The sequence below is a fragment of the Microbispora sp. H10670 genome, from assembly GCF_014161385.1.
Taxonomy (GTDB): domain Bacteria; phylum Actinomycetota; class Actinomycetes; order Streptosporangiales; family Streptosporangiaceae; genus Microbispora; species Microbispora triticiradicis.
Window position 1 is genome coordinate 42,605 of the sequence record NZ_JABBWW010000014.1, and the last position, 20,026, is coordinate 62,630.

Below are 20,026 nucleotides of genomic sequence, written 5' to 3' on the forward strand. Positions count from 1 at the left end.
GAGTGCCGCTGGCTGTGGGGGTCGGATTACTGCTGGGTGTGGGGCTCGGGTTGTAAGTCGGAGTGCCGCTGGCTGTGGGGGTCGGGTCGTCGATGGGGCTCAAGGTGGGGAGCGGCTCCGGCCGGGGATTGATGGTGAGGACGGGGCTTGGGCTGGGACTTGCCGGTATGGCGTGGGCGGCGTCCGCATTCACCAGGTCGCCGGCGAAGACGGCGAGAAGCGCGGTCAGGGAGAGCAGAAGCCCGGACCGTGTGATCGTTGTGTAGTGCATGGGCGCAGGCTGACTCCCCGCACTTGGAAGTCACTTGTGAGCAGCCGCATGCGCTGGTCGCAGCCGTGGGCGCGCGTTCGCGCGGCGCCACACGCACGTTCCATCCGCTGTTCCCCCGGGCGGGCGGGTTAGGACCGCGTGGCGTCTTCCAGGGTGATGACGACCTTGACGTCCTCGGGTTGCGCGGTGAACGCGTCGGCGAACGACTCCAGCGGCACCCGGCGGGTGATCAGCCGGTTCAGCCAGGCGTGGTCGGCCTGCGCGAGGGCGTCGGCCGCGGCGGCGTAGTGACGGAGATTGGCGTTCACCGACCCGATGAGGACGTCGTTCTCCAGCACGATGTCGCGGTTGAGGCTCCCGGCGTCGATCGTGAGCCGGCGCCCGGCGGAGGAGACCCCGGTGAGGCAGACGATGCCGTACGGCGCGGTGTTGAAGGCCACCCCGAAGATGACCGGTCCGGCGCCGGTGGCCTCGATGACGACGTCGGGCCGGATCTTCGCGGAGACCTCGCCCGCGTCGCCCGTGTGGTAGTCGGCGCCGAGGTCGCGCACGAGTTCCGGTTTGGGGCCGTCGGTGACCCGGTCGAGGACGTGCACCTCCAGGCCGCGTCGCACGCCGAGCAGCGCGGCCAGCAGGCCGATCGGCCCGGCGCCGGTGACCAGCGCCGTCTTCGGATGGAACCAGGCCCGGGCGCCGACCTTCTCGACCTCGTCCCAGGCCTTGGCGACGACGCTGGTGGGTTCGAGCAGCACCCCGACGTCCGCCAGCGCGGGATCCAGCTTCACGGCATAGCCGGGCTCGACCACCCAGGCCTGGCTCGCGTACCCGTCCAGGTCCTTGATGCCACGCTCGGTGTATCGGCCGTTGCGGCACATGTCGAACTGCCCGTGCGCGCACGCGCCGCACGGCACCGGGTCGGGCCGCCGGACCACTCCGACCACCAGGTCGCCCGGGGCGAAGCCGCTGCCCTCGGGCGCCCGCCGCACCCTGCCCAGCGACTCGTGGCCGATGACCAGCCGCTCGCGGCCGGGTGGGGCCGAGCCGTAGTCGCCCGCGGCGATCTCCTTGTCCGTGCCGCACACTCCGACGGCGAGGCCGTCGACGAGCAGGTCGCCGTCTCCCGGCTCCGGGTCGGGGACGTCGACGGCCGCGAGGGAGTCCTTTCGCAGCGGGACGACGGTGAGAGCGCGCATCAACGCCCACCTCCAAGGTGCTCGGCCGGGTCCGCTCCGGACAGGTGACGGGCCGCGTTGACCAGCCCGACGTGGCTGAACGCCTGCGGCGTGTTGCCGAGCTGCCGCCGGGCGACGGGGTCGTACTCCTCGCTGAGCAGCCCGAGGTCGTTGCGCAGATCCAGCAGCCGTTCGAAGAGCTCGTACGCCTCGCGGTGCCGCCCGATGCCGTACAGGGCGTCGGCGAGCCAGAACGTGCAGGTGACGAACGCGCCCTCCGCGCCGGGCAGGCCGTCGACGTCGCCGTCGGCGCCGGGCCGGTAACGCAGCAGGAAGCCGTCGGAGCACAGCTCACGCCGAACCGCCTCCACGGTACCCCGCACGCGCGGGTCGTCCCAGGGCAGGAACCCCGCCCGGGGGATCAGCAGCAGAGCGGCGTCGAGGCCCTGCGACCCGTAGAACTGGGTGAACGTGTTCCGCCCCGGGTCGTAGCCGCGGTCGCACACCTCGGCGTGGATCTTGTCCCGGGTGGCCCGCCACCGGTCCACCGGCCCCTCCAGGCCGAACCGTTCGACGGCCCGCACGGCCCGGTCCATGCCCGCCCAGGCCATGACCTTGGAGTGCACGAAGTGGCGGCGGTCGCCGCGCACCTCCCACAGCCCGTTGTCCGGGTCGTCCCAGTGGCCCTCCAGGAAGTCCAGCAGCGCGCGTTGCAGGTCCCAGGCCTGTTCCTCGGACTCGATGCCCGCCATCCGGGTCAGGTGCAGCCCGTCGAGGACCTCGCCCCACACGTCGAGCTGGAACTGGCCCGACGCCGCGTTGCCCACCCGCACCGGAGCCGACCCCTCGTAGCCGGGTAGCCAGTCGATCGTGTATTCGGGCAGCCGGCGGGTGCCGTCGATGCCGTACATGATCTGCAGGTCGGCCGGATCGCCGGCCGCGGCCCGCAGCAGCCACTCCCGCCACGCCTTGGCCTCCGCGACGAAACCGGTGCCGAGCAGCGCCTGCAGCGTGAACGTCGCGTCGCGCAGCCAGCAGAACCGGTAGTCCCAGTTGCGCGGGCCGCCGAGCTGTTCCGGCAGCGAGGTGGTGACCGCGGCGACGATGCCGCCGGTCGGCTTGTAGGTCAGCGCCTTGAGGACGACCAGCGAGCGGCGCACCGCGTCCTCCCACCGGCCCTCGTAGCGGAAGCCGCGCAGCCACGACGTCCAGAACGCCTCGGTGTCGGTGATGGCCCGCTCGGCGTCCACCGGCTTGGGCGTGCGTTCGTGCGAGCGCCGGTAGGTCAGCACGAACGGCACCCGCTGCCCGGCGGCGACGGTGAAGTCGGCGTAGGTGGTCATGTCCTCGCCGCGCAGCGGCACCGGGGTGCTCAGCCAGGCGGCGTCCGGCCCGGCGACCGCGACCAGTTCGCCGTCCCGGCTCCGCACCCAGGGCACGATGTGGCCGTAGTCGAACCGCAGCCGGAGCGCCATCCGCATCGGCACCCGTCCGCTCAGGCCCTCGACCACGCGTACGACGTCGGCCGCCTCACCGCGCGGCGGCATCGCGTCGATCACCCGTACGGAGCCCTCGGGGGTGTCCCACTCCGTTTCGAGCACGAGGGAGTCGCCCCGGTAGCGGCGGCGCGTGCAGAGCCCACCGGCGGCGGGGGCCACCCGCCAGAAGCCGGCCCGTTCGTCGCCGAGCAGGGCCGCGAAGCACGCCGGGGCGTCGAACCGGGGCAGGCACAGCCAGTCGACCGACCCGTCCCGGCCGACCAGCGCCGCCGTCTGCAGATCACCGAGCAGTCCGTAGTCCTCGATCCGCAAGGCCACCGCGCGCCCCCACAGCCGTCCACCACTCCTGAACCGGCGCGCTACCCCGGCAAAGGGAACGTATGTACTGCGCAACGAAACTGTGCGGCGGAAGGGCGGCGCGGAGGCGGTGCCGGACGGGCAGGAGCTCCCGGAAGGCGCTCCTGCCCGTCCTGCCCGTCCTGCCTGAGGGCCCGCCGAGCCGTCAGCCGCGCCTGGGCTCCAGGCGCACGGCGGTGACTCCGCAGTCGAACGGCGTCACGGAGACGACGCGGAAGCGCTTCTTGTCGCCGCCGCCGGGGAACACCGGCAGGCCCGCCCCGATCGCGGTCGGGTTGACGAACAGGTTGAGCTCGTCGATCAGGTCGGCGGCGATCAGGCTCGTCACCAGCGTGCTGCCGCCGTACGTGATCAGGTCGCCGCCCGGCTGGGCCTTGAGCTTGCCGATGGTCTCCGAGAGGTCGCCGCCGGCCACGACGGCGTTGTCCCAGGGCGACTCCGCGAGGTCGTTGGAGATGACGGTCTTGGGCGTGTTGTTCATGAAGTCGATGGCCTCCTGGGTCTCCCCCTCGGGACCGGACGCCCAGGCCGGGATGAACCCCTCGGCGAGCCGGCGGCCGAGGACGATGTGGTCGACGTTCTCCATGAGCCCGGTGATGTAGGCGCCGAGGTCGTCGGTCCACGGGAAGGTCATCCAGTCCATCTCGCCGTGCGGGCCGCCCATGTAGCCGTCGATGGTGGTCTGGACCTGAAGCTTGAGCTTGCGCATGATTCGTTCCTTCTTCTTCGCTGGGTGAGAGGTCAGGCGACGTACGGAGTCCTGGCGCGGGCCTCGCTGAGCGCGGCGGCCCACCAGGCGAGCTGGTCGAGCATCGTCGTGACGCTGGTGTTGCAGGCGGCGCCGTCCTTGGGCCAGCTTCCGTCCGCGGCGAACAGGTCCCAGTAGCACGGAAGGCTGATGGTGCCCTGGAGCGTCACCGCGTGCAGTTCGGCGAAGATCTGCCGCAACTGCGCGACGGCGTGCAGGCCGCCGGACTCCCGGCCATAGGAGATGAAGGCGACCGGCTTGGCGTGCCACTCCTGGTAGTACCAGTCGATCGCGGTCTTGAGCGACGCGGGGAAGCTCTGGTTGTACTCCGGGGTGACGACGGCGAAGGCGTCGGCGGCGGCCAGGCGTGCGCCCAGCTCCGCCACCTCCGGCGGGACGAGGTCGTCGTGGTCGCCGAGGGTCGCCGGGACGCGGGTCTCCGCGAGGTCGATCAGGTCGATCTCGAAGTCGCCGCGCCGCCGCGCCCGGGTGGTGAACCACTGCGCCACCGTGGGGCCGAACCTGCCGCTGCGGGTGCTGCCGATGATGACCGCCAGCACTGGTCTCGTGGTGTCCGGCATCCTCGGCCTCCCTTTTCCCGCTTCGCCGTCCGGCTGATGTCCCCGACTCTCGCAGGGGGCGTTTACGGTTCGTTTACGGTGTCCTCTCGCCCCCGGCGTTAGGGTGCGCAGCATGCGTTTCGGAGTCCTGGGTCCGCTCGCGGTGTGGACGGCGGGGGGCGAGCCGGTGGCGGTGCCCGGCGCGAAGGTGCGCGCCCTGCTCGCCGTGCTGCTGCTCAACGACGGGCGGCCGGTCTCCGCCGACCGGCTGATCGACGACCTGTGGGGGGACGACCCGCCGCGGCGCAATCCCCTCGGCGCGCTGTCGGCCAAGGTCTCCCAGCTCCGCAGGGCGCTGGAGGACGCGCAACCCGGGGCACGTGAGCTCGTCGTCTCCCGCCCGCCGGCCTACCGGCTGCTCCTGGACGACGAGGCGGTGGACGTCCGGCGCTTCCACGCGCTCACCACGCGGGCGCGGCAGGCCGGCGACCCGAGGGCCGGGGCGGCCCTGTTCGCCGAGGCGCTGGCCCTGTGGCGCGGCCCCGCGTTCGCCGACTTCGCCGACGAGCCGTTCGCCCAGGCCGTGATCGCGAGGCTGGCCGAGCAGCGGCTGACCACGCTGGAGGACGCGGCCGAGGCCCGGCTGGCGCTCGGCGAGCACGCGGTGCTCGCCGCCGAGCTCGGCGACCTGGTCGCCGCCCATCCCCTGCGCGAACGGCTGCGGGCCGCGTACATGCGGGCCCTGTACGGCGCCGGACGCCAGAGCGAGGCGCTGGAGAGCTACGAGGAACTACGCCGCCTGCTCGGCGACGAGCTGGGGCTGGACCCCGGCCCCGAGCTCGCCGCGCTGCAGCGGGCGATCCTCACCCAGGACCTGCAGGCGCCGCCCGCACCGGACCGGCGGCCCCGCTCGAACCTGCCCGCCCCGCACACCGAGCTGGTCGGGCGGGAGAGCGCGGTCGCCGAGATCGGCGCGCTGCTGCGGGACGAGCGGCTGGTGACGCTGACCGGCCCGGGCGGCGTGGGGAAGACCCGGCTCGCGACCGAGGTCGCCGGCGGCCGGCGGGACCTGCCCGACGGTGTGTGGCTCGTCGAGCTGGCCGGGGTGAGAAACGGAGCGGGGAACGGGGTGCGGAACGGCCTGCGGGCCGGTGCGGTGGCCGACGCGGTCACCGCGGCTCTCGACATCAGGGAGGGCGACCACGCCGACCTGTCCGCGGCGCTGCGGTCCAGAGACCTCCTGCTCGTCCTGGACAACTGCGAACACGTGATCGACGAGGTGGCGGCCCTGGCGGAGCGCCTGCTGCGGACCTCCCCCGGCCTGCGGATCCTCGCCACCAGCCGGGAACCGCTCGCCCTGGCGGGGGAGGTCGTGTGGGACGTGCCGCCGCTCGACGTCCCGGGACGCGACGCCGGACCGGGCGCGCTGGCGGAGTCCAGCGCCGTGCGGCTGTTCGTCGCGCGTACGGCCGCCGCCGTGCGGGGCTTCACGCTCGACGACGGCAACGCCGCGGCCGTCGGCCTGCTGTGCCGCCGCCTGGACGGCATCCCGCTCGCCCTGGAACTGGCCGCGACACGGGTCCGCGCGCTGGGCGTGCAGGGGGTGGTGGACCGGCTGGACGACCGGTTCCGCCTGCTGGCCACCGGCCACCGCGGCGCCCCGCCCCGGCAGCGGACGCTCATGGCGATGATCGACTGGAGCTGGGAGCTGCTGACCGTCCCCGAGCGGACGGTGCTGCGCAGGCTGGCCGTACACGCCGACGGATGCACGGTGGAGGCCGCCGAGTCCGTGTGCGGCGGAGACGACCTCGACGTGCTCACCCTGCTCGTACGGCTGGTCGACCGCTCGCTGGTCGTGATGCTGCCGACCCCGGAGGGACCGCGTTACCGGTTGCTGGAGTCGGTGGCCGCCTACTGCGCGGACCGCCTGGCGGAGGCCGGGGAACGGGAGCGGATCCGGCGCCGGCACCGTGACCACTACCTCGCCCTCGCGGAGCGGGCGGCGCCCCTGCTCCGCGGCCCCGAGCAGCGCCGGACGCTGCGGCTCCTCGACGCCGAGGCCGCCAACCTGCGCGCCGCGCTGGACCACTGCCTGGCGGACCGGGACGCCGCCGCCGCGCTGCGGCTGACCGGCGCCCTCGCCTGGCACTGGTTCCTGCGCGGGCGGCTGACCGAGGCCCGGCGCTCCCTCCAGGCCGCCCTCTCCCTCGCCGAGGACGGCTCGGCGGTCAGCACGGGGCACGTCGGGGAGGACGGCGGGGAGGACCTCGCGCGTCTCGCCGACGAGGTCCGGATATGGCTGGCCGGTTTCGCGGCCCTGCAGGGCGACGCCGCCGGCGGCGCGGCGGTCGCGGACCGGCTGGACGCCGGCCGGAGCAGGGCCGTGTGGTTCCTCGCCCACACCTCGCTCGGCTACCTGGACCTCGCCGACAGCGAGAAGCTGCTGGCCCGCGCCCTCGACGCGGCCGCAGCCGAGGGCGACCGGTGGGCGGAGGCCGCCGCCCTCATGACCCGTGCCCAGCTCGCCCACGTACGCGGCGACCTGGCGGCACTGGAACGCGACGCGGCACGGAGCGCCCGGATGTTCGCCGAGATCGGCGACCGCTTTGGCCGGATGGGCGCCACGGGCTGGCTGGCCGCCCTGGCCGAGGCCACCGGCGACCACGCGCACGCCACCCGCCTGCACCGGGAGGCCCTCGGCATGGCCGAGGAGCTCGGGCTGTGGCCGGAGGTCGCGACCAGACTGTGCTGGCTCGGCTGGATCCACACCCAGCAGGGCGACCACGCGGCGGCCCTCGACGACGGCGCGAGGGCGCTGCGCCTGGCCGGTGAGCAGGGATACCGGCCCGGCGAGGTCTTCGCCGGGACCGTGCTCGCCTACGCCTCCCGGCGCGGCGGCGACCTCGACACGGCCGAGACACACCTGCGGCGGCTGCTGGAGGCCGCGCCGTACCCCCCGGCGCACGAGGACGACCCGCCGTCCGTACACGTCCCGATGCTCCTGGTGGAGCTGGGTTTCGCCGCGGAACTGCGTGGCGACGCCCGCGCCGCGCTGCGCCTGCACCTGGAGGCGTTCGACCTCGCGGCGCGGCTGGACGCGCCGCGCGACCAGGTGGGCGCGCTGGAGGGACTGGCCGGGGCACTCGCCCTGACAGGCGACCACGCCGGGGCGGCCGAGGTGCTCGGCGCCGCGGAAGCGGCCCGCGACGCGAACCGGCTGCCCCCCGCTCCGGCCGAACGGGCCGACCTCGACCGCGTCACCGCCGCCTGCCGCGACGCCCTCGGCGAGGAGTCGTTCACCGCCGCCCGTGCCCGCGGCTCCCTCCTCGGCCCCGAGGCGGCGCGCGCCCGGCACGGCCGCGGCCACCCGTATCGCGCGATACAGCGATCTTCGTAGTGGCGACGTCAATAATCCCGCCATAGGCGTATATAAAGCGTCAACGGGCGCAGAACCCCGCATTTTTCGTGATTCGCTGACTGGGAATCGCCCATCTGAGGGCGGCATGATGCGAATCGAGGAGTGAGGATGACCGACGTCGTCTTCGCCGCCCTGACGATCGCGAGTTTCGTGATCCTGGGCCTGGTCGTGAGCGCGGTGGAGCGGTTGTGAGCGCCGTCAACGCCGCCGGTCTGGCCGTGGTCGCCATCCTGTTGGTCTTCATGGTCGTGGCCCTGCTGTTCCCGGAACGGTTCTGATGACCTTTCCGACGAACCCCGCCGTCAGCGCCGTCCTGGTCACCGGGACCGTCCTCGTCGCCCTGGCGCTCTGCTACCGGCCACTCGGCGACCACATGTTCCGGGTCTACACCGGCACCCGGCACTGGCGGGTCGAGCGGATGGTCTACCGCCTGGTCGGCGTGGACGCCGACGCCGAGCAGGGGTGGCCGGCGTACGCCCGCGCCCTGCTCGCGTTCTCGGTCGTCTCCGTGCTCGCCCTCTACGCCCTGCAACGGCTGCAGGACCACCTGTTCCTCAGCCTCGGGATGCCCGCCGTGCCGCCGGACCTGGCGTGGAACACCGCGGTCGCGTTCGTCACCAACACGGACTGGCAGGCGTACTCCGGCGAGTCGGCCATGGGCCACGTCGTGCAGACCGCGGGCCTGGCCGTGCAGAACTTCGTGTCCGCGGCGGCCGGCCTCGCCGTGGCGGTCGCGCTGGTGCGCGGGTTCGCCCGCGCGAGGAGCGACACGCTGGGCAACTTCTGGGTCGACCTGGTGCGCGGCACGATCCGGATCCTGCTGCCGATCGCGTTCGCCGCCGCGATCCTGCTGGTGGCCGGGGGAGCGCTGCAGAGCTTCGGCGGCCACCACGGCTGGACCACCCTCGCGGGCGGCGGGCAGACCCTCACCCCGGCCGGCGCGGCCGGCCAGGAGGCGATCAAGGACCTGGGCACCAACGGCGGCGGCGTCTTCAACGCCAACTCCGCCCATCCCTGGGAGAACCCCACCGCCTGGACGAACCTGCTGGAGATCTTCCTGCTCCTGGTGATCGCGACGTCACTGCCCCGGACCTTCGGGCGGATGGTCGGCGACAACCGGCAGGGCTACGTCATCGTCTCGGTGATGGCCGTGCTCGCGCTGATCAGTATCGGGGTGACCCAGACGGCCGAACTGCAGGCGGCAGGGACCGTGCCGCAGGCGACGGCGGGTACGGCGCCGCAGTGGGCCGGTCAGGCGGCGGAGGGCCGCGAGGCCCGCTTCGGCGTGCCGGACTCCGCGCTGTTCGCCAGTGCGGCGACCCTGACCTCCACCGGCTCGGTCGACTCCGCCCACGACTCCTACACGGCGTTCGGCGGCGGCATGCTGATCGTCAACATGCTGCTCGGAGAGGTCGCGCCCGGCGGCGCCGGCTCCGGGCTGTACGGCATCCTCGTCCTCGCGGTGATCACCGTCTTCGTCGCGGGTCTGATGGTGGGCCGCACCCCCGAGTACCTGGGCAAGAAGATCGGCTCCCGGGAGATCAAGCTGGCCTCGCTGTACTTCCTGGCGACCCCGGTCGTGGTGCTGCTGGGCACGGCGGTCGCGATGGGCACGGGAGCGGGCCGCGCGGGCATCGGGAACGGGGGCGCCCACGGCCTGTCGGAGGTCCTCTACGCCTTCGCCTCCACGGGCAACAACAACGGCTCGGCCTTCGCCGGGCTGTCGGCGAACACGCCCTTCTACAACACGGCCCTCGGTCTGTGCATGCTGCTCGGCCGGTTCCTGCCGATGGTGCTGGTCCTGGCGCTGGCGGGGTCCCTGGCCCGGCAGGCGCCGGTCCCCGTCTCGGCGGGCACGCTGCCTACTCACCGCCCGCAGTTCGCCGGCCTGCTCGCGGGGGTGACGGTCGTCCTCGTCGCCCTCACCTTCCTCCCCGCGCTCGCGCTCGGGCCGCTCGCGGAAGGCCTGTCCCGATGAGCCCCCAGATGAGCCTCCGGACGACACGCGGCGGCTCGCCCGGGCGCGCCGGCGGGGGCATGACCGGCCTCCGGCAGGCGGCCCACGCGCTGCCCGGGGCGGTGCGGAAGCTGAACCCCGCCACCATGTGGCGCAACCCGGTCATGTTCATCGTCGAGATCGGCGCGCTCTTCACGACCGTCCTCGCGGCCGCGACCCCGTCCTTCTTCGCCTGGGCGATCACCGGATGGCTGTGGCTGACCGTGCTGTTCGCCAACCTGGCCGAGGCGGTGGCGGAGGGCCGCGGCAGGGCGCAGGCGGCGGCGCTGCGCGCCGCGAGACGCGACACGGTCGCCCGCCGCCTCGTCGACCCGGCCGACCTCGCCAAGTGGGAGGAGGTCGGCGCGCCGGACCTGCGCCAGGGAGACCACGTGATCGTGGAGGCGGGTGAGACCATCCCCGGCGACGGCGACGTGGTCGACGGCATCGCCTCGGTGGACGAGTCGGCCATCACGGGGGAGTCGGCGCCGGTCATCCGCGAGTCCGGCGGCGACCGCTCCGCCGTCACCGGCGGCACCCGGGTCCTGTCGGACCGGATCGTCGTACGGGTCACCCAGCGGCCGGGCGAGAGCTTCCTCGACCGGATGATCTCCCTGGTCGAGGGGGCCGACCGCAGGAAGACGCCCAACGAGATCGCCCTCAACATCCTGCTGGCCGCTCTGACGATCATCTTCCTGGTCGCCACCGCGACCATGCAGCCGCTGGCCGTCTTCTCCCGATCGGTCAACCCCGGCGTGGCCGACTCGATCGCCCTCACCTCCGACGGGGTCACCGGCGTCGTGCTGGCGGCGCTGGTCGTCTGCCTCATCCCCACCACGATCGGCGCGCTGCTGTCGGCCATCGGCATCGCCGGGATGGACCGCCTGGTCCAGCGCAACGTGCTCGCCATGTCGGGCCGGGCGGTCGAGGCCGCGGGCGACGTGTCCACGCTCCTGCTCGACAAGACCGGCACGATCACCCTGGGCAACCGGCAGGCGGCGGCGTTCCTGCCCGTGCCGGGTGTGCCCGCGCTCGAACTGGCCAGGGCGGCGCAGCTGTCGAGTCTCACCGACGCCACCCCCGAGGGCCGTTCCATCGTGGTCTACGCGAAGAACGCGTACGGGCTGCGCGAACGGGAGCCGGGCGAGCTCGCCCACGCCGGGTGGGTCCCCTTCACGGCCCAGACCCGCATGTCCGGCGTGGACATGGACGGCCGGCGGATCCGCAAGGGGGCCGCCACCGCGGTCATGAAGTGGGTGCGCGACAACGGCGGCCATCCGACCGCCGACGCGGGTCACCTCGTCGACGGCATCTCCGCCTCCGGCGGCACCCCGCTCGTGGTGGGCGAGGTGAGCGGCGGCGCGGCCCGGGTGCTCGGGGTCATCCACCTCAAGGACGTGGTCAAGGAGGGGATGCGCGAACGGTTCGACGCGATGCGCCGGATGGGCATCAGGACCGTGATGATCACCGGGGACAACGCGCTGACCGCCAGGGCCATCGCGGAGGAGGCCGGGGTCGACGACTTCCTCGCCGAGGCCACCCCCGAGGACAAGCTGGCCCTGATCAGGCGGGAGCAGGAGGGCGGTCGGCTGGTCGCGATGACCGGGGACGGCACCAACGACGCGCCCGCGCTGGCCCAGTCGGACGTCGGCGTCGCCATGAACACCGGCACCAGCGCCGCCAAGGAGGCCGGCAACATGGTCGACCTCGACTCCAACCCGACCAAGCTCATCGAGATCGTCGAGATCGGCAAGCAGCTGCTGATCACCCGCGGCGCGCTGACCACGTTCTCGATCGCCAACGACGTCGCGAAGTACTTCGCGATCATCCCGGCGATGTTCGCGGCCGTCTACCCGGGCCTGGGCGCGCTCAACGTCATGCGCCTGGCCAGCCCGCAGTCGGCGATCCTGTCGGCCGTCGTCTTCAACGCGCTGGTGATCGTCGCGCTGATCCCGCTGGCCCTCAAAGGCGTCCGCTACCGGCCGAGCAGCGCCTCCACCCTGCTGCGGCGCAACCTGTGCGTGTACGGCGTGGGCGGGATCGTGGTCCCCTTCGCCGGCATCAAGCTGATCGACCTCGTCGTCCGCCTCCTTCCGGGGATGTCCTGAATGAAACACCTGCCCAGTCCGATCCGCCGGCACCTGGCCGCCGTCCGCGCGGTGCTGGTGCTCACCGTGGTGACGGGGATCGTCTACCCACTGGCCGTCACCGGGGTGGCCCAGGTCCTGTTCCGGCACCAGGCGAACGGCAGCCTGATCGAGCGGAACGGCCGGATCGTCGGCAGTTCGCTCATCGGCCAGTCGTTCACCGACGCCGCCGGCGCCCCGATCCCCCGCTACTTCCAGAGCCGGCCGGCCGCGCCGGGTCACGTCTACGACACCACCTCCAGCGGTGCGGGCAACCTCGGGCCGGAGGACGTCGTCGACGCCCTCCCCGCTCCGGGCCGGAACGGCCGGACATCCCTGCTCACCCAGGTCTGCGCGCGCTCGCTGGCGGTGGGCCGGCTGGAGGGCGTCAGCGGCGCCCGCCCGTTCTGCACCCCCGGCGGGGTCGGCGCCGTGCTCAAGGTCTTCCCCGCGACCGGCGCCGCGACCAGGGTCGTCTCGGTCAACCAGGCCTGCCCGGCCACCCCGTTCGTCCCCCGCTACCAGGGCGTACGGGTCGAGTGCGCCCGGCCGGGCGAGGACTACTCCGCGGGCCGCACCGTGCCCGTCCGGGGCGCCGTCGCCCGGGTCGCCGTTCCCCCCGACGCGGTCACCGCCGGGGCGTCGGGCCTCGACCCGCACATCTCCGTGGCGTACGCCGTGCTGCAGGCGCCGCGCGTCGCCAGGGCCCGGGGCCGCACAGTGGAGAGGGTGATGGATCTCGTCCGGCGGCACACCGTGAGCCCGTGGCTCGGCTACGTCGGCCGCCCGGCCGTGAACGTGCTCGAACTCAACCTCGCCCTGGACGAGGAGTAGGAGGCCGCGGTGGCACGCGGACGGCTGCGGATCTACCTGGGCGCGGCGCCGGGCGTCGGCAAGACGTACGCCATGCTCGACGAGGGCCGCCGGGGCCTGGAACGCGGCCGGGACGTCGTCGTCGGGCTCGTCGAGACGCACGACCGCCCCCGGACCGCCGCGCTGCTCGCCGGCATGGAGGTGATCCCCCGCAGGCAGGTGGTCTACCGGGGGGCCGTCTTCGGCGAGCTGGACGTCAAGGCCGTCGTCGCCCGCCATCCGAAGATCGCGCTGATCGACGAGCTGGCGCACACCAACACTCCCGGCTCCGGGCACGCCAAGCGGTGGCAGGACATCGAGGAGATCCTCGACGCCGGCATCGACGTGATCTCCACGGTGAACATCCAGCATCTGGAGTCGGTCAACGACGTCGTCTTCCAGATCACCGGCATCCCGCAGCGCGAGACCGTGCCGGACGAGGTGGTGCGGCGGGCCGACCAGGTCGAGCTGGTCGACATGTCGCCCGAGGCGCTGCGCCGCCGCATGGCGCACGGGAACGTCTACCGGCCGGAGAAGATCGACGCCGCCCTCTCCAACTACTTCCGGGTGGGCAACCTCACCGCCCTGCGGGAGCTGGCACTGCTGTGGGTCGCCGACAAGGTCGACGAGCAGCTCGACCGCTACCGCGCCGAGCACGGCATCGCGGGCACCTGGGAGGCGCGCGAGCGGGTGGTGGTGGCCCTCAGTGGCGGGCCGGAGGGAGACACCCTGCTCAGGCGGGCGGCCCGCATCGCCGACCGGACCAAGGGCGCCGACCTGCTGGCCGTACACGTGACCACCGGCGAGGGGCTCACCGGCGCGCACCCGGCGCACCTGGCACGTCAGCGGGCGCTGGTGGAGAGCATGGGCGGCACCTACCACCAGGTCGCCGGCGCCGACATCGCGCACGCGCTGCTCGACTTCGCCCGCGGGGTCAACGCCACCCAGCTGGTGCTCGGCGCGTCCCGGCGGGGCCGGACGGCCCGGCTGTTCTCCCCCGGCGTCTCGGTGATCGCCACCGCCGACTCCGGCTCGATCGACGTGCACATGGTCACGCACGAGGAGATGAGCAGGGGACGGCGCCGGGCGCCGCGCCGGGAGGCCGCCCTCACGCCCATCCGGCGGCTGGCCGGCTGGGCGCTCGCCGTCCTGGGGATGGGCGCGCTGACCGCCGTGCTGCTCCCGTTCCGCGACGGGCTGCGGCTGCCCAGTGAGATGCTGCTGTATCTTCTCATGATCATCGCGGTTGCCCTGGCCGGGGGCCTGCGGCCGGCCCTCACCGCCGCCGTCGGCGGGTTCCTGCTGCTCAACTGGTTCTTCACCGCGCCCGTGCACACCTGGACGATCTCCGACCCGGAGAACGTCTTCTCGCTGGTCGTCTTCGTGCTCGTCGCCGCCACGGTCAGCGCCGTGGTGGATCTGGCGGCCCGCCGTACCCGTGAGGCCGCGCGGGCGGGCGCGGACGCCGCGCTGCTGTCCACCCTGGCCGGGCACGTGCTCCGGGGCGACGCCGCGCTGCCGTCCCTGCTCGCCCGGCTGCGGGAGACCTTCGGCCTCACCTCGGTCACGTTGCTCGAACGCGTCGGCACACCGGTCCCGGACGACCGCGGCGACCCGCGGGCGTGGCGGATCGCGGCCACCGCGGGCGGCACGCCCTGCACCAGCCCGGCCGCGGCCGACACCGACGTCGTCGTGGACGAGGAACTGACGCTCGCGGTGCGCGGACGCCTGCTGGACGCCGCCGACCGCCGGGTGCTGGAGGCGTTCGCCGCGGAGGCCGCCGTCGCGCTGCGCCAGCGGCGGCTGCGGGAGGAGGCCGACCAGGCCAGGCCGCTGGCCGAGGCCGACCGGATGCGCACGGCGCTGCTCGCCGCCGTCGGCCATGACCTGCGCACGCCGCTGGCGTCGGCCAGGGCCGCGGTCGAGAGCCTGCGCACCACCGGCGTCGACTGGTCACCGCAGGACCGGGAGGAGCTTCTCGCGACCGCCGACGAATCGCTGATCAAACTGAACCGGCTGGTGGACAACCTGCTCGACATGAGCCGCCTGCAGGCCGGCGTGCTGGGGCTGGCGCGTCAGCCGGTCGCCCTGGAGGAGGTGGTGCCCCGGGCGATCGACGACCTCGGGCCGCCCGGCGTCCGCGTCGACGCGGACGTCTCCGTCGAGCTCCCCGAGGTCGTCGCCGACGCCGCCCTGCTCGAACGGGTCCTGGTCAACCTGCTGTCCAACGCGGTCCGGCACAGCCCGCCCGAGGAGCGCGTCCTCGTCACCGCCAGCGCGTACGGCGACCAGGTGGAGGTCCGGGTCGTCGACCGCGGCCCCGGCATCCCCCGTGAGGCCCACGACCGGGTCTTCCTGCCGTTCCAGCGGCTGGGCGACCGGGACAGCCACACCGGCGTCGGGCTGGGCCTGGCCCTGTCGCGCGGGCTCGCCGAGGCCATGGGTGGCACGCTGGTCCCGGAGGAGACACCCGGGGGAGGTCTCACCATGATCCTCACCCTGCCCGTCTCCGCGCCGGCGCCGGCCGCACGTCCCGAGGAGCTCGCTTGACCCGTGTCCTGGTCGTCGACGACGAGCCGCAGATCCTCCGGGCGCTGCGGATCAACTTGGTCGCCCGCCACTACGAGGTGGCGACGGCCGCCGACGGCGGCACCGCCCTGCGCCAGGCCGCCGAGTTCAATCCCGATCTGGTGCTGCTCGATCTCGGCCTGCCCGACCTCGACGGCGTGGAGGTGATCCACGGCCTGCGCGGCTGGAGTGCCGTGCCGATCGTGGTGCTGTCCGGCAGGGCCGGAAACCAGGACAAGGTCGACGCGCTGGACGCCGGCGCCGACGACTACGTCACCAAGCCCTTCCACATCGAGGAACTGCTGGCCCGCATCCGCGCCGTCACCCGCCGGACCTCCGTACCCGAGGCCGAGACGGCGCGGGTCAGCGTCGGCGACCACGTCGTCGACCTGGCCGCCAAGACGGTCTCGGGAGACGTGCGCCTCACCCCGACGGAGTGGCGCATCCTGCAGATCATGCTGCGCAACCCCGGAAAGCTGATCAGCCAGCGCCAGCTGCTGACCGAGGTGTGGGGGAGCACCCACGTCAGGGAGACCCACTATCTGCGGCAGTACCTGGCGCAGTTGCGCAAGAAGCTCGAACGCGACCCCGCCCGCCCGGTCCACCTCATCACCGAGCCCGGCATGGGCTACCGCTTCACCCCCTGACCGCCGGGCGGGTCCTGGGGGTACGGGCCCGGAGCGTCACGCCGGTCGGCGTACGAGGCCGAGATGGTCGAGGTGGTAGGAGATCGCGGTCGTCGCGTTCTCGGCGGTGCGTTGACCGAGCAGAACTCCGGTGCCGAGTCCTGCGGAGAGGGCGAGCAGGATGGCGGCCTCGGTGCGGGGGTCGCGGTGCGGGGGCAGGGTTCCGTCGCGCTGGGCGCGGCGGAGCTGGTCGGCGAGGAAGTGCTCCACGGCGTCGGGGGCGCGAAGGAAGGGCTGGTCGGCCAGGGCGGGGTCGGTGGCCGCGTGGACCGCGTAGGCGGTGTACACGAGGTGGAAGGTGCGGCTGTCCTGGTCGGCCGGGAGCGCCTCGGTCAGCACGGCCTCGATGATCGTCCGGGGGTCGTCGGGGGCGTCGGCGTCGCGCACCCGGGTCTGGATCCGTTCGCGTTGGCGCCCGGCCAGGTAGTCGAGCGCGGCGAGCAGGAGTTTCTCCTTGGTTTCGAAGTAGTACTGCACCAGGCGCAGGGAGACGTCCGCCTCGGCCGCGACCGACCGCATGGTGACCGCGTGCAGGCCCTGGCTGCCGGCGATGCGGAGCAGCGCCTCCAGGATCTGGGTGTGCCGTGTATCGCGGTCGGCCAGTTTCGGCATCGCCCGTCCTCTGTGATCCCGGAAAAGTTTGGTACATGTGTATTATCTCTTTGATACGCCGGTATCAAAGATTGGGGAGGCGGCGTGACCAGAACCAAGGTGGGGCGGTTCACCGGCGAGGAGGCGAAGGAGGAGTTTCTGCGGGCGTACGAGCAGGCCATGGAGCTGTGGCCCCGGCCCCGTCGGGAAGCCGATGTCGAAACCAGCTTCGGCATCGTCCACGTGCACCGCTACGGAACCGGCGAGGGCGATCCCGTCGTTCTGCTGCACGGCGCCGGTGCCAACGCCGCCACCTGGTACCCGCAGGTCGCCGCGCTGGGCGAGCGCCACCCGGTGATCGCGGTCGACACCATCGACGACCCCGGGCGGAGCGTGCAGCACACGGTGGTGGCCGGCTCGGCCGGCAACGCCCGGTGGGTGAACGAGGTGCTGGCCGGGCTCGACCTGCGCCGCGTGCACCTGGTCGGACTCTCCTACGGCGGCTGGCTGGCCCTCAACCAGGCCGTCCACGGACCCGAACGGCTCGCCTCCGTCATCCTGCTGGACCCGGGCGGCGTGAGCAGGGTGCCCGCGAAGTTCTTCCTCAACATGATCGCCGGAGCCCTGGCGATGCTTGCCCCGCGCCGGTTCCGTCCGCGGCTCGGACGGCTGCTGGCCAACGCCGCGCTCATGTCACCCCCCGAGCTGATGAAGCCGATCATGATGGGGTATCGCACGTTCGGACCCACCCGCCCGCCGGCCCGGCCGTTCACCGACGAGGAGCTGCGCGCGGTGTCCGTACCCACATTCGCGCTGCTGGCCGGACGCAGCGCACTGCTGGACGTCTCCGCCGCCCGGCGCAGGATCCAGAACCTCATCCCCGCCGCGCAGGTCGACATCCTGCCCAAAGCCGGGCACGGACTCCCACTGGAGTTCCCCGACCTGGTGAACCAGCACATTCTCCGCTTCATCGACGCCCAGACCCCGGACGCACAGACCCCGGCGAACGAGCGACCCCAGGTCGATCTCCGAGAGCCGCCTCGTTCCTGAGACCTCCCGCGTCAGCCGGGGAAGAACTGCGGCCCCTCGCCCCAGAACGAATGCCACAGCGCCGCCAGCAGCCAGAAGACGCCCGCGCCGATCGCGACACCCAGCACGAGGACGAGAACGATCAGTTTGAGGAACGCGTGGGGAGATCGCCGGGAGACGGCCACGCCCTGATCTTCGGTTTCGCAGGAGGAACGGTCAAGGCTCGGCGGCGATCAGCGCTGGGCGAGAGCGACCGCCGCCGTGTAGCCGTCGGGGACCTCCACGTCGTCGACGCGCCACCCGGGCGGCTCTCGCCGGGGATGGAGTCCGACCCCGACGTAGTCGGCGGACAGGTCCCTGGCGAGGCCCGTGCCGAGTCCTTTGAGGTAGGCCTCCTTGCGGGTCCAGAGGCGGCCGAACGCGGCGCGCCTCTCACCGGGCGGAAGGACCGAGAGCTCGGCGGCCTCGGCGGGGTGCAGCCTGGGCACGATCCCGTCGGCCACGCGAAGCTCGGGGAGCCGCTCGACGTCCACGCCGACCGGCACCCCGGCGACGGCGAGCAGCACCAGCCCGTCGCTGTGGGAGAGGGAGAAGTGGAGCGCCGCGTCCGTCACGACGGGCCGGCCGTGCGGGCCGCCGCACAACGGGCAGGGCGCCCGCGTCAGCTCGATCTCCCCCGGGGCCCTGCCGAGACAGGCGCCGAGGAGGCGGCGCAGCGCCACGTGCGCGACGACGTAGCACTCGCGGTTCCCTTTGTGGCGGAACTCGGCCGTCCGCCTCCGCTCCTCCGCGTCCAGCACGAGGGGAGCCGCGTCCAGGGCCGCGTGACGATGCGCGGCGGCGCGCACGAGCCAGAGACGGGGCTCCTCGTCCGGCGCGGGAAGCGGCCCGGGCCCCTCGGGAGCGAGCTCACGCGGCACCAGGCTGTATGACACCGTGCTGTCGGACACCTGGGTCATCGGCCGGCCCCGGCGGGCACGGACGCCCGCGTCGGGAGATCGGCGGACATCGACGTCTCGAAGGGCTTGAAGAGCACGGACTTCGGGGCGAACCGCATGAAAGCGTCGCGGATCAGGCGCGGCACGGGCCGCTCCTCCTGCTCGATCGCGCTCATCGCGTGCGACCTCTCGACCAGCCACCTGATGTGGGCGCGGCGCCGGTCCTCGTAGGCGCGCAGGGCCCGGACCGGGTCGCCGGAGCCGGCACACGCCTGGGCGAGAACCACCGCGTCCTCCACGGCGGAGCTCCCGCCCTGCACCAGGCTGGTCATCATCGGGTGCGCCGCGTCGCCGAGCAGGGTGACCGGGCCCTCGCCCCAGCGCTCAAGGAACGGGCGGTCCTGGGCGGGGACGGGGATGACGGCCTCGGGCTCGGTGGCCTCGATGGCCGCCGTGACCTCCTCCGCCCACCCCTGGTAGGCCCGCAGGATGTCGGCCTTGGTGCCGTTCCACTCCCGGGCCGCCTCGGGCGTCATGTTCCTGGTGCCCCACCAGTAGGCGTTGCCGTGGCCGATGTCGTGGAGGCCGAAGCGCTGACCTTTGCCCCAGTAGTGCCCGTTGAATCCCCTGGTCAGCCGGGGATGGGCGAACCGGGTGACGGCCAGCCAGCAGACGTAACCGGCCTCCCGGACCGGTTCGGGGCCCGTCAGCTGCCGCCTGATCGCCGAGTGGATCCCGTCGGCCCCGATCAGCAGGTCTCCGTGTGCCTCACGGCCGTCCGCGAAGCGGACGCGTACGCCGTCCGGCCCGGCGCTGAAGCCGGTCGCGACGGCGCCGAGGCTGATGGGACAGTCCCCGGCCGCTTCGAGCAGCGCCGCCTGCAACTCGCTCCGGGAGATGCAGACACTGGGCGCTCCCAGCTTCGCGCAGTTCTCCTTGTACGGCAGGACCCGGAGGGTGCGCCCGGCCGTGGTCATCATCTCGACGTGCTCGATCACCTGGCCGCGATCCTCCAGGCCGAGATCGATGCCGAGCGTGCCCAGGGCCCTGATCGCGTTGGACATGATGGAGAGCCCGGACCCGACGGCGCGCAGCTCGCCCGCGCGTTCGTAGACCTCGACCTCCATCCCGATCCTGCGCAACGTGACGGCGGCGGCCAGACCACCGATTCCCGCCCCGACGACGACGGCCTTCGGCCGCGGAGAACCACCCATG

Annotated in this window: 16 protein-coding genes; 8 read left to right on the forward strand and 8 right to left on the reverse strand. The window is 73.1% G+C overall.

Features of this window, described 5'->3' with window-relative positions; all coding sequences use genetic code 11:
* Positions 1–399: 399 nt before the first annotated feature.
* The 4 genes from HHX33_RS20295 to HHX33_RS20310 form a co-directional block, all read right to left on the reverse strand.
* Positions 400–1,464, reverse strand: a complete 1,065-nt coding sequence (locus HHX33_RS20295; RefSeq protein ID WP_182875986.1) for a glucose 1-dehydrogenase — start codon at positions 1,462–1,464, stop codon at positions 400–402.
* Positions 1,464–3,260 carry a glycoside hydrolase family 15 protein gene (locus HHX33_RS20300; RefSeq protein WP_182875987.1) on the reverse strand — a complete coding sequence of 599 codons (1,797 nt, stop codon included), beginning with the start codon at positions 3,258–3,260 and terminating at the stop codon, positions 1,464–1,466. Before HHX33_RS20300 ends, HHX33_RS20295 begins: the two co-directional genes overlap by 1 nt.
* 184 nt (positions 3,261–3,444) lie before the next feature.
* Positions 3,445–4,008, reverse strand: a complete 564-nt coding sequence (locus HHX33_RS20305) for a dihydrofolate reductase family protein (protein ID WP_182875988.1) — start codon at positions 4,006–4,008, stop codon at positions 3,445–3,447.
* Between the two features lie 32 nt (positions 4,009–4,040).
* The gene (locus tag HHX33_RS20310) at positions 4,041–4,628 is read right to left on the reverse strand and encodes an NADPH-dependent FMN reductase (RefSeq protein WP_182875989.1); all 588 of its coding nucleotides are present in this window, start codon (positions 4,626–4,628) and stop codon (positions 4,041–4,043) included.
* A gap of 112 nt (positions 4,629–4,740) precedes the next feature.
* Between HHX33_RS20310 and HHX33_RS37295 the strand changes: the two genes are divergently transcribed.
* The 7 genes from HHX33_RS37295 (at position 4,741) to HHX33_RS20345 (ending at position 16,214) form a co-directional block, all read left to right on the forward strand.
* Positions 4,741–8,004, forward strand: a complete 3,264-nt coding sequence (locus HHX33_RS37295; protein ID WP_182875990.1) for a BTAD domain-containing putative transcriptional regulator — start codon at positions 4,741–4,743, stop codon at positions 8,002–8,004.
* Positions 8,005–8,213: 209 nt separating this feature from the next.
* Positions 8,214–8,303, forward strand: a complete 90-nt coding sequence (locus HHX33_RS20320; RefSeq protein WP_111697438.1) for a potassium-transporting ATPase subunit F — start codon at positions 8,214–8,216, stop codon at positions 8,301–8,303.
* Positions 8,303–10,003: a potassium-transporting ATPase subunit KdpA gene (gene kdpA / locus HHX33_RS20325; RefSeq protein WP_182875991.1), complete on the forward strand. Its 1,701-nt coding sequence runs from the start codon at positions 8,303–8,305 to the stop codon at positions 10,001–10,003. Before HHX33_RS20320 ends, kdpA begins: the two co-directional genes overlap by 1 nt.
* Positions 10,004–10,062: 59 nt before the next feature.
* The gene (kdpB, locus tag HHX33_RS20330) at positions 10,063–12,129 is read left to right on the forward strand and encodes a potassium-transporting ATPase subunit KdpB (protein WP_259402681.1); all 2,067 of its coding nucleotides are present in this window, start codon (positions 10,063–10,065) and stop codon (positions 12,127–12,129) included.
* On the forward strand, positions 12,130–12,981 hold the full coding sequence (locus tag HHX33_RS20335; protein ID WP_182875993.1) for a potassium-transporting ATPase subunit C: 852 nt from the start codon (positions 12,130–12,132) through the stop codon (positions 12,979–12,981).
* A gap of 9 nt (positions 12,982–12,990) precedes the next feature.
* The gene (locus HHX33_RS20340; protein WP_182875994.1) at positions 12,991–15,549 is read left to right on the forward strand and encodes a sensor histidine kinase; all 2,559 of its coding nucleotides are present in this window, start codon (positions 12,991–12,993) and stop codon (positions 15,547–15,549) included.
* Entirely contained in the window at positions 15,546–16,214 is a 669-nt protein-coding gene (locus HHX33_RS20345) for a response regulator (protein ID WP_111697433.1), read from the forward strand. Before HHX33_RS20340 ends, HHX33_RS20345 begins: the two co-directional genes overlap by 4 nt.
* A gap of 36 nt (positions 16,215–16,250) precedes the next feature.
* Here the strand turns inward: HHX33_RS20345 and HHX33_RS20350 are convergent, their stop codons facing one another.
* Positions 16,251–16,865 carry a TetR/AcrR family transcriptional regulator gene (locus tag HHX33_RS20350; RefSeq protein ID WP_182875995.1) on the reverse strand — a complete coding sequence of 205 codons (615 nt, stop codon included), beginning with the start codon at positions 16,863–16,865 and terminating at the stop codon, positions 16,251–16,253.
* Between the two features lie 84 nt (positions 16,866–16,949).
* On the opposite strand from HHX33_RS20350, the gene HHX33_RS20355 reads away from it, so the two are divergent.
* Positions 16,950–17,894: an alpha/beta fold hydrolase gene (locus tag HHX33_RS20355; protein WP_220502007.1), complete on the forward strand. Its 945-nt coding sequence runs from the start codon at positions 16,950–16,952 to the stop codon at positions 17,892–17,894.
* Between the two features lie 11 nt (positions 17,895–17,905).
* On the opposite strand, the gene HHX33_RS20360 is transcribed toward HHX33_RS20355, so the two are convergent.
* Genes HHX33_RS20360 through HHX33_RS20370 form a run of 3 tightly spaced genes read right to left on the reverse strand, consistent with a single transcriptional unit; the run spans position 17,906 to position 20,025 of the window.
* Positions 17,906–18,058: a hypothetical protein gene (locus HHX33_RS20360; RefSeq protein ID WP_182875996.1), complete on the reverse strand. Its 153-nt coding sequence runs from the start codon at positions 18,056–18,058 to the stop codon at positions 17,906–17,908.
* Positions 18,059–18,106: 48 nt separating this feature from the next.
* Positions 18,107–18,808: a 4'-phosphopantetheinyl transferase family protein gene (locus HHX33_RS20365; protein WP_182875997.1), complete on the reverse strand. Its 702-nt coding sequence runs from the start codon at positions 18,806–18,808 to the stop codon at positions 18,107–18,109.
* A 20-nt stretch (positions 18,809–18,828) separates the two neighbouring features.
* Complete coding sequence (locus tag HHX33_RS20370) at positions 18,829–20,025, reverse strand: FAD-dependent monooxygenase (RefSeq protein WP_182875998.1); 1,197 nt, start codon at positions 20,023–20,025, stop codon at positions 18,829–18,831.
* Position 20,026: the final 1 nt, after the last annotated feature.

Coding starts and splice junctions, on each gene's coding strand:
- HHX33_RS20295 (WP_182875986.1), bottom strand. CDS start 1,464: ATGCGCGCTCTCACCGTCGTCCCGCTGCGAAAGGACTCCCTCGCGGCC.
- HHX33_RS20305 (WP_182875988.1), bottom strand. CDS start 4,008: ATGCGCAAGCTCAAGCTTCAGGTCCAGACCACCATCGACGGCTACATG.
- HHX33_RS20310 (WP_182875989.1), bottom strand. CDS start 4,628: ATGCCGGACACCACGAGACCAGTGCTGGCGGTCATCATCGGCAGCACC.
- HHX33_RS37295 (WP_182875990.1), top strand. CDS start 4,741: ATGCGTTTCGGAGTCCTGGGTCCGCTCGCGGTGTGGACGGCGGGGGGC.
- kdpA (WP_182875991.1), top strand. CDS start 8,303: ATGACCTTTCCGACGAACCCCGCCGTCAGCGCCGTCCTGGTCACCGGG.
- kdpB (WP_259402681.1), top strand. CDS start 10,063: ATGACCGGCCTCCGGCAGGCGGCCCACGCGCTGCCCGGGGCGGTGCGG.
- HHX33_RS20335 (WP_182875993.1), top strand. CDS start 12,130: ATGAAACACCTGCCCAGTCCGATCCGCCGGCACCTGGCCGCCGTCCGC.
- HHX33_RS20350 (WP_182875995.1), bottom strand. CDS start 16,865: ATGCCGAAACTGGCCGACCGCGATACACGGCACACCCAGATCCTGGAG.
- HHX33_RS20370 (WP_182875998.1), bottom strand. CDS start 20,025: ATGGGTGGTTCTCCGCGGCCGAAGGCCGTCGTCGTCGGGGCGGGAATC.